Here is a 12419-nt window from a genome sequence, read left to right as displayed (position 1 = left end):
ATCACTCCGGCCTTGCGGGCCGGAACGAGCACAGACTCAGGCACTCTCTGCTCTTGCTGCGACCCCGGTGAACCGCCGGAGGGCGGCCGGGCGGGGCGGATCGTGAGTGTTGTCGCGAACGCTTAAGGAAACACAGCGATGATCCAGACTACAGTACTGCATCCCAAGCACCTGGAAGCCGGCGCCAAGATGGTGGACTTTCACGGTTGGGAAATGCCCATCAACTACGGCTCACAGCTGGAAGAGCACCATCAGGTGCGCACCGATGCCGGCATGTTCGACGTCTCCCACATGACCATCGTCGATTTGACCGGCGAGCGGGTCAAAGCCTTCCTGCAACACCTGCTGGCCAACGACGTGGCCAAGCTCACCGTCTTCGGCAAGGCCCTCTACAGCGGCATGCTGACCCCGGAAGGCGGCGTCATCGACGACCTCATCACCTATTACCTTGGCGAGACCTTCTACCGCCTGGTGGTCAACTCCGCCACCCGCGAGAAGGATCTGGCCTGGATCCGCCACCATGCCCAGGACTTCGGGGTGACCGTGACCGAGCGCCCCGAACTCGCCATGATCGCGGTGCAGGGCCCCAACGCCAAGGCCAAGGCGGCCAAGGTGTTCAGCGCCGAGCAGAATGCCGCCGTGGAAGGCATGAAGCCCTTCTTCGGTGTGCAGGCGGGCGAGCTCTTCATCGCCACCACCGGCTATACCAAGCAGAAGACGGCTACGAGATCGTGGTGCCGCAAGAGCAGGCGTGCGATCTGTGGCAGGCGTTGCTGGACAACGGTGTGGCCCCTTGCGGCCTGGGTGCCCGTGACACCCTGCGCCTCGAAGCTGGCATGAACCTCTACGGCCAGGACATGGACGAAACCGTCTCTCCGCTGGCCGCCAACATGGCCTGGACCATCGCCTGGGAACCCAGCGATCGCCAGTTCATCGGCCGCGCCACGCTGGAAGCCCAGAAAGCCGCCGGCAGCCAGCCCAAGCTGGTGGGCCTGGTGATGGAAGAGAAGGGCGTGCTGCGCAGCGGCATGCCGGTCACTTTCACCACCGCCGCTGGAGAAGAGCGGGAAGGTGTGATCACCTCCGGCTCTTTCTCGCCCACTCTGGGCTACAGTATTGCCCTGGCGCGGGGGCCCCGTGATATCGGCGAGCAGGCCTCGGTGGAGATCCGCAAGAAGCTGGTCACCGTGAAAGTGACCAAGCCGGCTTTCGTGCGCAACGGCCAGAAGCTGGTGTAACGACCCCATTGCGGCGAAGGGGCTGCCCTTCGCCAGACCCCCTTGCCCCGGCAACGCCTGTCGAACGCACCGGGGATAAGTGATCCAAGTGAATAAAGGAAGCACAAATGAGCCATATCCCGAGCGAACTGAAATATGCCACCTCCCACGAGTGGATCCGTGTCGAAGCCAACGGCGAGGCCGTGGTCGGTATCACCGAGCACGCCCAGGAGCTGCTGGGTGACATGGTGTTCGTCGATCTGCCGGAAGTGGGCAAGCAGGTCGGTGCCGGTGATGACTGCGCCGTGGCCGAGTCGGTCAAGGCCGCCTCTGACATCTACAGCCCGGTGAGCGGCGAGATCCTGGCCGTCAACGAAGAGCTGGAAGGCAGCCCCGAGCTGGTCAACTCCGACCCCTACGGTGCCGGCTGGCTGTTCCGCATCAAGCTGGACGACGCGGGCGAGCTCGCCAACCTGCTGGATGCCGAAGGCTACCAGAACGTGGTGGACGAAGAGTAATGCCCCCGGGCCCTGCCAATCGCGCAGGGCCCGTTTGTATGCATGCCCGTCGGCCAGGAGGCCGGCCGGTGAGGGTGAAGTCGTCCGTCCCGGTTTGCCCGCGGCAAACCGGGCAGCCACAAGACGACCCCCTGTCGCTATGAGCGACACCCGGTGCCGGCAGGGGCCCCCCTGCCACCCGAACATGAGTGAAGCCGGCCGAGGCCGGCTGTCATGCACTTAGTTATCAGGACTTTTTATCAGGAATAGGGAAATGACCCAGTCACTGTTTGAACTCGAGCAAAAAACCGATTTCATCCGCCGTCACATCGGGCCGGGTGAGGAAGATCTGCGCGCCCTGCTGGCCGTGGTGGGCGCCGAGAGCCTGGATGATCTGATTGAGCAGACCGTCCCCGCCGCCATTCGCCGGCCGGGCCCGCTCGGCATCGGCGCCTCCATGACCGAGGTGGAAGCGCTGGCCAAGCTCAAGGGCTATGCCGCCCAGAACAAGGTGGCCAAGAGCTACATCGGCATGGGCTATCACGATACCCATGTACCCCACGTCATCCTGCGCAACGTGCTGGAAAACCCGGGTTGGTATACCGCCTACACCCCGTACCAGCCCGAGCTGGCACAGGGCCGTCTCGAAGCTCTGCTCAACTTCCAGCAGCTGACCCTGGATCTCACCGGCATGGATCTGGCCAGTGCCTCCCTGCTGGATGAAGCGACCGCCGCCGCCGAGGCGATGGCGCTGGCCAAGCGGATGGCCAAGTCCAAATCCAATCTCTTCTTCGTGGCCGACGACGTGCACCCCCAGGTGATCGACGTGGTCAAGGAGCGGGCGGTCCACTTCGGTTTTGACGTGGCAGTCGGTCCGGCCGCACAGGCCTGCGCCGAAGAGGTGTTCGGTGCCCTGTTCCAGTACCCCACCACCACGGGGGAAGTGAAAGATCTGCGGGCCCTTATCGCCGCGGTACAGGCCCAGAAAGGGCTGGCCTGCGTCAGCGCCGACCTGCTCTCCCTGCTGTTGCTCAAATCCCCGGGCGAGCTGGGTGCCGACGTGGTGCTGGGCTCGGCCCAGCGCTTCGGCGTGCCCATGGGCTACGGTGGCCCGCACGCCGCCTTCTTCGCCACCCGTGATGCTTACAAACGCTCCATGCCGGGTCGTATCATCGGCGTCTCCAAGGATGCCTGCGGCAAGGCCGCCCTGCGCATGGCAATGCAGACCCGCGAGCAGCATATCCGCCGCGAGAAGGCCAACTCCAACATCTGTACCGCCCAGGTGCTCTTGGCCAACATGGCGAGCTTCTACGCCGTCTACCACGGTCCGGTGGGGTTGAAAACCATCGCCTCCCGCGTGCACCGTCTGACCACCATTCTGGCGCTCGGCCTCAAGGCCAAGGGCGTGTCCCTCAAGCATGCCAGCTGGTTCGATACCCTGACTGTGCTGACCGCGGGCAAATCTGATCTTATCGCCAAGGCCGAGGGGCTCGGCATCAACCTGCGCGCCGATCTGGATGGCGCCGTGGGTGTCTCCCTCTCCGAAACCACCACCCGCAGCGATGTGGCCGAGCTGCTCGACCTGTTCCTGGGGGCAGGCCACGGCCTGGACATCGAGGCCCTCGACAAGGCGGCCCAGGCCCATCACGCCATCCCGCAGGATCTGCTGCGCACCGACGCCGTGCTGACCCACGAGGTGTTCAACAAGTACCACTCCGAGACCGAGATGCTGCGCTACATCCACCGTCTCGAAGCCAAAGATCTGGCGCTCAACTACGCCATGATCTCCTTGGGCTCCTGCACCATGAAGCTCAATGCCACCGCCGAGATGATCCCGGTGACCTGGCCCGAGTTCGGCAAGCTGCACCCGTTCGCCCCGCTGGCCCAGGCCAAGGGTTATCAGCTGCTGCTGGCTGACCTCGAAAACTGGCTGGTGAAGGTGACCGGCTACGATGCGGTCTGCATGCAGCCCAACTCCGGCGCCCAGGGCGAATACGCGGGCCTCTTGGCCATCAAGAAGTACCACGAGTCACGCGGCGAGGGGCATCGCGACATCTGCCTCATCCCGGCCTCCGCGCACGGTACCAACCCGGCTTCCGCCCAGATGGCGGGCCTCAAGGTCATCGTGACCGCCTGTGACAAGTCGGGCAACGTGGATCTGGACGATCTGCGCGCCAAGGCCGCCGAGGCGGGAGATCAGCTTAGCTGCCTGATGGTGACCTACCCCTCCACTCACGGGGTGTACGAGGAGACCATCAAGGAGGTGTGCGACATCGTTCACCAGCACGGTGGTCAGGTCTATCTGGACGGCGCCAACATGAACGCGCAAGTCGGGCTGACGGCGCCAGGTTTTATCGGGGCGGATGTGTCGCACCTCAACCTGCACAAGACCTTCGCCATTCCTCACGGCGGTGGCGGCCCGGGCATGGGCCCCATCGGCGTGAAGAAACACTTGGCGCCGTTCGTGGCCGGCCATGCCGTGGTCAAGACCGACAAGGAGAGCCGCAACAATGGCGCCGTGTCGGCGGCACCGTTCGGCTCGGCCAGCATCCTGCCCATCAGCTGGATGTACATCGCCATGCTGGGGGACGAGGGGCTGAAGAAATCCACCCAGGTGGCCATCCTCAACGCCAACTACCTGGCCAAGAAGCTGGGTGAATCCTTCCCCGTGCTCTACTCCGGGCGCAACGGTCGGGTGGCTCACGAGTGCATCCTGGATATCCGCCCGCTCAAAGAAGCCTCCGGCATCAGCGAGATGGACGTGGCCAAGCGGCTGATGGACTACGGCTTCCACGCGCCGACCATGAGCTTCCCGGTAGCGGGTACCCTGATGGTCGAGCCGACCGAGTCGGAGTCCAAGCGTGAGCTGGACCGCTTCGTCGAGGCGATGACCGCCATCCGTGCCGAGATCGCCAAGGTGCAGGACGGTCACTGGAGCCTCACCGACAACCCGCTGGTGCATGCCCCCCATACCCAGGATGACGTGATGGACGGTGAGTGGAATCGTGGCTACAGCCGCGCCGAGGCGGTGTTCCCGTCGGACGCCGTGCGCGCCGCCAAGCTGTGGCCGTCGGTCAACCGCATCGACGACGTCTACGGTGATCGTAACCTGTTCTGCTCCTGTATCCCGACCGAGGATTACGTCGGGGAGTGAGGCAGGTGATCTGGACCATTGAGTAGAGCCTTGTGCTCTGCCAGATGGACTGGGAAAACTCGGCTTTAAATACACAGGCCTTGCATCGAGCAAGGCCTTTTTATTTATATATGGGTATGCATGGGGGGGGGTATTCACATGACAACAGCTGAGCCGCCAGCACTGCGGCGCGTCGGCTCGATGGCGGCGATACCTATCTTGCCCATCAGCATCATGGCCTCGAGGGCGCGTCTGGCGGCAGTATCCGGTTGTGCCTGTTCCCGGGCCATGACCGTCTCTTCGCTCCGGGTTAGACTCAAGCCAGGGGTTGCCGGGGGCAGCCATTCATGGAGGCAGAGGGATGAAGATGCAACAACATGGTTTGACCCTGGGGCTGGCACGAGTGGAGGGGGTCTCCTTCATTTCGATCAAGGCGGTCGGCAGACTCAGTCATGAGGACTATCTGGCCATCACCCCCATGCTGGAGGCGGCCCTGGAGAGGGTCGAGGGGCAGGGGGTGAGGGTGCTGCTCGATGCCACTGAGCTGGAGGGGTGGGAGCTGCGGGCCGCCTGGGACGATCTCAGGCTCGGCCTCAGGCATGGCCACGAATTTGGCAAGATAGCCCTCTATGGCCAGCCGGGCTGGTTGGGGTTGGCGGCCCGCGTCGGCGGCTGGTTTATTTCGGGGGAGGTACGGGTATTCGAGGAGGAGAGCGCCGCCATCAACTGGCTGACTCAGTAACGCTCGCCCACTCTTTCGCCCTCTTTTTTGAATGAACAGGAGCAGACCATTGGACAACAGAGAACGATTTTCGAGCCGGGTCGAGGCCTATGTGAAATATCGACCCGGCTATCCTGCCGCCATGCTCGATTTTATGACAAGCGAGCTGACCATGGGGCCCTCTTCACAGGTGGCCGACATAGGAGCGGGCACCGGCATCCTGACGGCGCTGCTGGCCCCTCGGGTGGCACGGGTCTGGGCGGTCGAGCCAAATGCGGATATGCGCGGGGCGGCGCAGCAGTTGCTGGCCGGGGTTGCCAATGTCGACTGGTATGATGGCCGGGCCGAGATCACCGGTCTGCCGGATGGCAGTGTGGAGTTGGTCACAGTGGCCCAGGCGTTTCACTGGTTTGATCGCGCCGCCTTCAAGCAGGAGTGTCGGCGGCTGCTAAAGCCAGGTGGCAGAGTGGCCCTTATCTGGAACGACCGGCTGACCGACACCCCGTTTCTCAAGGCCTACGAGGCGGGGCTGCGCACCTATTCGGGGGATTATGAGGAGGTCAATCATCGCAACCTGGGGGAGGCGGATTTTGCCGCCTTCTTCGAGGGAGATTACCGGCTCGAGCGCTTCGCCAACCGTCAGCTGTTCGACCTCGACGGGGTGCTGGGGCGGCTCAACTCTTCCTCCTATGCCCCGGTGGCCGGTTCGCAGGCCCATGCCGAGTTGACGGCGCTGATTGCTCGGGAATTTGAGCGCCACGCCGTCAACGGCGTGATTGCCTTCAACTACCACACCCTGCTCTACAGCGGTCGGGTGTAACCGGGGCAGATAAAAGCGGCCCCTCGCATCGGGGATGAGGGGCCGCAAGGGGGCAGTGCAATCGGCTTGCTGCGCGTGAGTTGCCGCCGGGTTAACCCTTGTTCAGGCCCAGCATGGCCATCGCCTTGGCCAGGGTATCGACGGATTCCTGATGCTTGCCCGCATTGTGCAGCGCTTCGCCTTCGGCCCGCAGCTTCTTCACCTGTGCCAGTTGCTCGGTGCTCAGAGGCGGGGACTTGGCCAGGGCATCGTCAATCTTCTTCATGTCGGCGGGACAGTGAAAGGCGAGCACACTGCCGGTAAAGAGCAGGGTTAACAGAAACAAGGCTGGTTTCATCTTGATTACCTCGCTGGTGGACATTTGCAAGGATAGACCTCACCGCCGTCCTTGTGTTGGCCGGCATCGCTACTCGATTCACTCTGCGAGAGGGGGCTGAGCTCTGCCCCTCAGACGCGGCCAGGGGCGATGCGGGGAAAGGAGAGGGTAAAGCAGCTGCCTTTGCCCGGTGCCGAGCGTGCCGTCAGGCCGCCACCCAGCACCGAGGTGGCGATGCGGCGGCAGATGGAGAGCCCCAGTCCGGAGCCCCCCTTGCCCAGGGTGGTGGTAAAGAAGGGATCGAAAATATGGGCCAGTACGTTGGGCGCCATGCCGCGACCGTTGTCCAGCACCTCCAGGTGGATGGACTGTGGGTCCTGATGGGCCCGGATCTCGATGCGTCCATCCTGGCGATCCCCGATGCCATGGAGGAGGGCGTTGTGGATGAGATTGAGCAGCACCTGGCTGAGGGGGCCCGGGTAGCTGTCGCAGAGCAGCTCCTCGTCGATGAGATTGTGCAGCACGACCTTATCAAACCCGGGGCCGGCCTTGAGGTTGGCCAGGTTGTCGTCGATGAGACGCCTGAGATCGAAGCTGCGCCGGCTTTCCGAGGTCTGCTCGATAGCCACCTGCTTGAAGCTGCTGATCAGCTTGGCCGACTGGGTGATGGCCTGCAGGGCCAGATCGCTCATCTCCTGGCTGGCGTGCACGAACTCCTCCAGCGTGGTGCGACGAATAGTCTGAGCCCCCAGCTGGGCGGCCAGCTGTCGGGTTTGCTCCTGCAGGGCCGTGGTGGCGATCAGGGCGTTGCCGATGGGGGTGTTCAGCTCATGGGAGATGCCGGCCACCATGGCCCCCAGCGCCGCCAGAGTTTCGGTGTGGATGAGCTCCTCCTGGGTTTTTTTCAGACTGTCGAGGGTGTGGGTCAACTGCGACTTGTGTTGCTCCAACTCTTCTTGCGTCTCCTGCAGACGAATATTGTCGTAGAGGGTATGCATGCCCTGCTGTACCGAATCACGAAACTGCAGGAGCAGTTGCCGGTAGAGGCCGCCGTAGTCGTTCTCCTCCCGGCTCAACACGCAGATGGTGCCGAAGAGTCTGCCATCGGGCCAGCAGAGCGGCAGACCGCAATAGGAGATCATGCCGACTTTGATGTCCGGATTGTGCTGCCAGTCGGGATCCTTGAGGGCATTGGGCACCAGAAGCTCCTGGCGGGTATCCATGACCCGTTCGCAATAGAGGCCGGAGTCGAGGTGTTCACGGGCCCCGGCCGGATAGCAGTTGTCCGGCGTCTGGCTGGTGATGAACACTTCTATCTCGCGAGGGTGTACCCGCATGATGAGCCCGGCCGGCACGTGAAACAGCTCAGCCATCAGGTTGACGGTCTTCTGCCAGGAGAGGCGCAGGGAGTCCGGGATCTCGAACTCGGGGGCGATCGGGTACTTGGATAGGCTCGCAGACATGAAGGCGTTCCTGTTTGCTGGGGCTGGGGTGAGCGGACTGTATTCCCATTCTAGTTGTCCGGCGCGGGCCCTGCGTGCGGTGGTTTGACTGACCCGCGGGGTTGAAGCGAGCCGGAAGCAAACGGTACCATGACTGTTTTGCTCACAATTGCGCCAACCAGGGAGACCCCATGACACTCGCAAGGTTCTTCTCACCCCTGACCAGTCTGGTGATCTTCATTCTGGGTCACGGCATGTTCAACACCCTGCTGACGGTGCGCCTCTCTGCCGAGCAGGTATCGGCCCAGGCCATCGGCCTGGTCTCGGCCGCCTACTTTGGCGGTCTGGTGCTGGGGGCCTTCGTCAACGCCCGCCTCATTATCCGGGTGGGCCATATCCGGGCCTATGCGGCCTACGCCTCCCTGCTCTGCTTTCTGTTTCTGCTGCACGGCATGGTGGTGGAGCCGCTCAGCTGGGCGGCGTTGCGGTTGGTGGGGGGCTTTGCCACCGGCGGCCTGTTCGTGGTGCTGGAGTCCTGGATGCTGGTCTCCAGCACCCCGGCCAATCGGGGCCGGCTGATGTCCCTCTACATGATCCTGCTCTACGGCTCCCTGGCGCTGGGGCAACTGCTGCTCAAGTGGGTGGACCCCATGGTGTTGACCCCGTTCGCCCTGTGCGCCATGGCTGCGACCCTGTCGGTGATCCCGCTCGCCATATCCCGGGTGGCAACCCCGGCCATGGTGGCGCCCCAGCCGGTCGGCGTCTTGGAGCTGATACGCCTCACCCCGGCGGGGATGGGCAGCAGCTTTACCTCCGGTCTGGTGCTAGGGGCCATCTACGGCCTGCTGCCGCTCTATTTCACCGACAGCGGCTCGTCTCTCTCCTAGGTGGCGGACATGATGGCGCTGGTGATCCTGGGGGGCATGTGCCTGCAGTACCCCATAGGTCGCCTCTCCGATCGTTACGACAGGCGAGGGGTGATCCTGCTGCTCGGCGCCGTCTTGGCGCTGCTGGCCCTGCTGATGGTGCTGCTGCCGGATGCCTGGCGCGGCCCCGTCGAGGGGGGCCTGGTGTTCCTGCTGGGGGGAATGGCGTTCTCCATCTATCCCCTGAGCCTCAGTCACGCCTGCGACGAGCTGCGCCCGGATCAGGTGTTGGGGGCCAATCAGGGGCTGCTGCTTGCCTACAGCCTGGGGGCCATGACCGGGCCGCTGCTGGCGCCGTTTGTCATGGCGCAGTTCGGGCCAGAGGGGCTGTTCGTCTACTTTGCCCTCTGCGGTCTGTTGCTGGCGTGCTATCTCGGTTGGCGCAAACGCCAGCGGGCCCCCATTCCGCTGGCCGATCATCAGGTCTTCATCCCGGTGCCGCCCAATACCCCCATGACGGCGGAGCTGGAGCCCAGAACGGATCTGGACGGGGAGGCGGTGCCCGCCAGCTATGCCACGCCCGAATCGGATGAGGGCCAACCGTCGAAAGTCGGCTGAGCCTTTTCGCGCCAATAAAAAAAGCCGACTCTGTGAGTCGGCTTTTTGTCCATCTGGTTGCTATCAGGCGGTTACGGCGTCGGCCTTGGTCGCAGCGGCTTCTGGCGCCGGGTTGCGAATGAGGTAATCAAACGCCCCCAGCGCGGCGGTAGCCCCTGCGCCCATGGAGATGATGATCTGCTTGAACGGCACTGTGGTGGCATCCCCTGCGGCGTAGACGCCGGGCAGGGAGGTGGCGCCCTTGGTGTCGATCTCTATTTCGCCAAAGCGGGTCAGGGCTACCTCGCTCCCTTTCAGGAACTCGGTGTTCGGCACCAGACCGATCTGCACGAAGATGCCGGCCACCGCCAGGTGCTTGATCTCGCCTGTGGTGCGATCTTCGTAATCCATGCCCACCACCTTGCTGCCGTCACCGATCACCTCGGTGGTGCGGGCGCTCATGATGATGTCGATATTGCTCATGGAGCGGGCCTTCTTCTGCAGCACCTCGTCGGCGCGCAGGGTGTCGGCGAACTCCACGACTGTAACGTGCTCGACGATGCCGGCCAAGTCGATGGCCGCCTCGATGCCGGAGTTGCCGCCACCGATCACCGCCACCCGCTTGCCCTTGAAGAAGGGGCCGTCACAGTGCGGGCAGTATGCCACGCCCTTGGTGCGGTATTCGAGCTCGCCCGGCACGTTCAGATCGCGCCAGCGGGCACCGGTCGCCAGGATCACGGCGCGGCTTTTCAAGGTGGCGCCAGAGGCGAGATCCACGTTGACGTAGCCATCACGGCTGATGGCGGCGGCGCGCTGCTCGGTGATCACTTCCACGCCGTACTGCTTGACGTGCTGCTCCAGGCTGGCGGCCAGCTTGGGGCCTTCGGTATAGGGCACGGAGATGAAGTTCTCGATGCCGACGGTGTCCATCACCTGGCCACCGAAACGCTCGGCGACGATGGCGGTGCGAATGCCTTTGCGGGCGGCATAGATGGCGGCGGCAGCGCCGGCCGGGCCACCACCCACGACCAGCACGTCGTAGGGGGCTTTTTCACTCAGTTCAGCGGCCTTGCGTTCGGCTGCGCCGGTGTCGAGCTTGGCGACGATCTCTTCCAGCGAAATGCGGCCCTGGCTGAACGGCTGGCCGTTCAGGTAGACGTTCGGGACCGCCATGATCTGACGTTCGTTGACCTCGTCCTGGAACAGGGCACCGTCGATCATGGTGTGGGTGATGCCGGGGTTCAGGGTCGCCATCAGGTTGAGCGCCTGCACCACGTCCGGGCAGTTGTGGCAAGAGAGCGAAATATAGGTCTCGAAGTGGAACTCGCCCTTCAGATTCTTGATCTGCTCCTGCACGGCTGCATCGGCCTTGGAGGGGTGACCGCCGCTTTGCAGCAGGGCAAGCACCAGGGAGGTGAATTCATGACCCATGGGGATGCCGGCAAAATGAACGCGCGGGGCCTGGCCCTTCGGCGCGACGCTCATGGAAGGCTTGCGGGCGGCAGTGCCAGAGGTCTGGGTAATCTTGGGGGACATCTCGGCGATCTCGCTGGCCAATGCCAGCAGTTCGGCGGATTTGTCGCTGTCGTTGCCGGACACGCTGATCTCGATGGGATTGACGATGTACTGCAAGTAACCGTTGAGTTGTTGTTTGAGGTTGGTATCTAACATGGTCGAATTCCTTCTTGTTGAATGCGGGTCGGCGTTTTGTCAGGCCAGAAAGCAGACCGGCGCCTTTTCTGAGGTCCGTAAACAAAACCGGCCCTTGAACGGGCCGGTCTTCAGAGCGGGGAGGCTTAGATTTTGCCTACCAGATCCAGGGACGGGGCCAGGGTGGCGTCGCCTTCTTTCCACTTGGCCGGGCACACTTCACCCGGGTGAGCGGCAACGTACTGGGCAGCCTTGACCTTGCGCAGCAGCTCCAGGGCGTCACGGCCGATGCCGCCAGCGTTGATTTCAACGATCTGGATGATGCCCTGCGGGTCGATGACGAAGGTACCGCGGTCAGCCAGACCGGCTTCTTCGATCATCACGCCGAAGTTGCGGGTGATGGTGCCGGTGGGGTCGCCGATCATCGGGTACTGGATCTTCTGGATGGTGTCAGAAGTGTCGTGCCAGGCCTTGTGGGTGAAGTGGGTGTCGGTGGAGACGGCGTAGATTTCGACGCCCAGCTTCTGGAATTCGGCGTAGTTGTCGGCCAGGTCGCCCAGCTCGGTCGGGCAGACGAAGGTGAAGTCAGCCGGGTAGAAGAACACCACGGACCACTTGCCTTTCAGGTCAGCGTCAGACACCTGAACGAATTTGCCATTGTGGTAGGCGGTGGCGTTGAACGGCTTGATTTCAGTGTTGATGTAGGTAGACATGTATTTGCTCCTTGGTGATGTACATGTGCTCGTCCGGTAGTGAAGAGTCGTGCCAGACGAGGCGTTTAACTTTCGATGGAGTCATCATAGGGGCTTTTCCTAATCGGTCAAAGCCGCAATTTTGAATCACTTAAATCTACTTATTAGATAGCTCACCTCTGCTGTACCTAACATGAATATCATCGCCATGCAGAGATAACTCCTTGTTGAGATTCAACATCTGTGCGCGACGTCGGCTTTTCAAGGGGAGAGGGGAGAGTGCCGGCCAAGCCATGGCGCAGAGGGGCATCGGGGGTGAGTGTACGGACGGCGCGAGCGGACCAGGTGAAGGGGAGGGGTAAAACGCGGATAAAAAAATCCCGGCGTCGTCGCAAGGACAAGGCCGGGTCATCAAACAAGGAATGGCTATATAAACCAAAAGCTTTACAGCAAAGACTAACTACGGGG

9 protein-coding genes and 2 pseudogenes are annotated in these 12419 nt (G+C 62.8%); 6 read left to right on the top strand and 5 right to left on the bottom strand.

The window, feature by feature from the left end; translation table 11 throughout:
- The first annotated feature begins 138 nt into the window (after nt 1-138).
- The 3 genes and pseudogenes from gcvT to gcvP all read left to right on the top strand — a co-directional run bounded on the left by gcvT (nt 139) and on the right by gcvP (nt 4868).
- Nucleotides 139-1238: pseudogene (gcvT, locus tag CAK78_RS02600) on the top strand (glycine cleavage system aminomethyltransferase GcvT).
- A gap of 107 nt (nt 1239-1345) precedes the next feature.
- Entirely contained in the window at nt 1346-1735 is a 390-nt protein-coding gene (gcvH, locus tag CAK78_RS02595; protein WP_010634317.1) for a glycine cleavage system protein GcvH, read from the top strand.
- Between the two features lie 253 nt (nt 1736-1988).
- Entirely contained in the window at nt 1989-4868 is a 2880-nt protein-coding gene (gcvP, locus tag CAK78_RS02590; RefSeq protein WP_094696273.1) for an aminomethyl-transferring glycine dehydrogenase, read from the top strand.
- Nucleotides 4869-5002: 134 nt separating this feature from the next.
- Here gcvP and CAK78_RS23040 read toward each other — a convergent pair whose 3' ends face one another.
- Nucleotides 5003-5137, bottom strand: a complete 135-nt coding sequence (locus tag CAK78_RS23040) for a hypothetical protein (RefSeq protein WP_254924691.1) — start codon at nt 5135-5137, stop codon at nt 5003-5005.
- Between the two features lie 71 nt (nt 5138-5208).
- Between CAK78_RS23040 and CAK78_RS02585 the strand changes: the two genes are divergently transcribed.
- Both CAK78_RS02585 and CAK78_RS02580 read left to right on the top strand, forming a co-directional pair.
- The gene (locus CAK78_RS02585; RefSeq protein WP_094696272.1) at nt 5209-5589 is read left to right on the top strand and encodes an STAS/SEC14 domain-containing protein; all 381 of its coding nucleotides are present in this window, start codon (nt 5209-5211) and stop codon (nt 5587-5589) included.
- Nucleotides 5590-5638: 49 nt separating this feature from the next.
- Nucleotides 5639-6388 (top strand): class I SAM-dependent methyltransferase, encoded by a 750-nt coding sequence (locus CAK78_RS02580; RefSeq protein ID WP_094696271.1) that lies wholly within the window; start codon nt 5639-5641, stop codon nt 6386-6388.
- A 91-nt stretch (nt 6389-6479) separates the two neighbouring features.
- Here the strand turns inward: CAK78_RS02580 and CAK78_RS02575 are convergent, their stop codons facing one another.
- A complete protein-coding gene (locus CAK78_RS02575) occupies nt 6480-6725 on the bottom strand; it encodes a hypothetical protein (protein WP_005299713.1) in 246 nt (81 codons plus the stop codon).
- 110 nt (nt 6726-6835) lie between these two features.
- On the bottom strand, nt 6836-8167 hold the full coding sequence (locus CAK78_RS02570; protein ID WP_094696269.1) for a GAF domain-containing sensor histidine kinase: 1332 nt from the start codon (nt 8165-8167) through the stop codon (nt 6836-6838).
- Between the two features lie 170 nt (nt 8168-8337).
- On the opposite strand from CAK78_RS02570, the pseudogene CAK78_RS02565 reads away from it, so the two are divergent.
- Nucleotides 8338-9630: pseudogene (locus CAK78_RS02565) on the top strand (MFS transporter).
- A gap of 63 nt (nt 9631-9693) precedes the next feature.
- Here the strand turns inward: CAK78_RS02565 and ahpF are convergent.
- Nucleotides 9694-11280: an alkyl hydroperoxide reductase subunit F gene (ahpF, locus tag CAK78_RS02560; RefSeq protein WP_094696268.1), complete on the bottom strand. Its 1587-nt coding sequence runs from the start codon at nt 11278-11280 to the stop codon at nt 9694-9696.
- A gap of 125 nt (nt 11281-11405) precedes the next feature.
- Entirely contained in the window at nt 11406-11972 is a 567-nt protein-coding gene (gene ahpC, locus CAK78_RS02555; protein ID WP_005299724.1) for an alkyl hydroperoxide reductase subunit C, read from the bottom strand.
- Nucleotides 11973-12419: the final 447 nt, after the last annotated feature.

It is taken from the genome of Aeromonas sp. A35_P (assembly GCF_002259925.1).
GTDB lineage: Bacteria > Pseudomonadota > Gammaproteobacteria > Enterobacterales > Aeromonadaceae > Aeromonas > Aeromonas dhakensis.
The sequence above is the reverse complement of the archived record's forward strand: the minus strand, read 5'-3'. Positions and strand labels throughout refer to the sequence as shown.

Bases quoted from the DNA above. Each gene is read 5' to 3' on its own strand.
- ahpF (WP_094696268.1), bottom strand. From the start codon at position 11,280: ATGTTAGATACCAACCTCAAACAACAACTCAACGGTTACTTGCAGTAC.
- CAK78_RS02575 (WP_005299713.1), bottom strand. From the start codon at position 6,725: ATGAAACCAGCCTTGTTTCTGTTAACCCTGCTCTTTACCGGCAGTGTG.
- gcvH (WP_010634317.1), top strand. From the start codon at position 1,346: ATGAGCCATATCCCGAGCGAACTGAAATATGCCACCTCCCACGAGTGG.
- ahpC (WP_005299724.1), bottom strand. From the start codon at position 11,972: ATGTCTACCTACATCAACACTGAAATCAAGCCGTTCAACGCCACCGCC.
- CAK78_RS23040 (WP_254924691.1), bottom strand. From the start codon at position 5,137: ATGGCCCGGGAACAGGCACAACCGGATACTGCCGCCAGACGCGCCCTC.
- CAK78_RS02585 (WP_094696272.1), top strand. From the start codon at position 5,209: ATGAAGATGCAACAACATGGTTTGACCCTGGGGCTGGCACGAGTGGAG.
- CAK78_RS02570 (WP_094696269.1), bottom strand. From the start codon at position 8,167: ATGTCTGCGAGCCTATCCAAGTACCCGATCGCCCCCGAGTTCGAGATC.
- gcvP (WP_094696273.1), top strand. From the start codon at position 1,989: ATGACCCAGTCACTGTTTGAACTCGAGCAAAAAACCGATTTCATCCGC.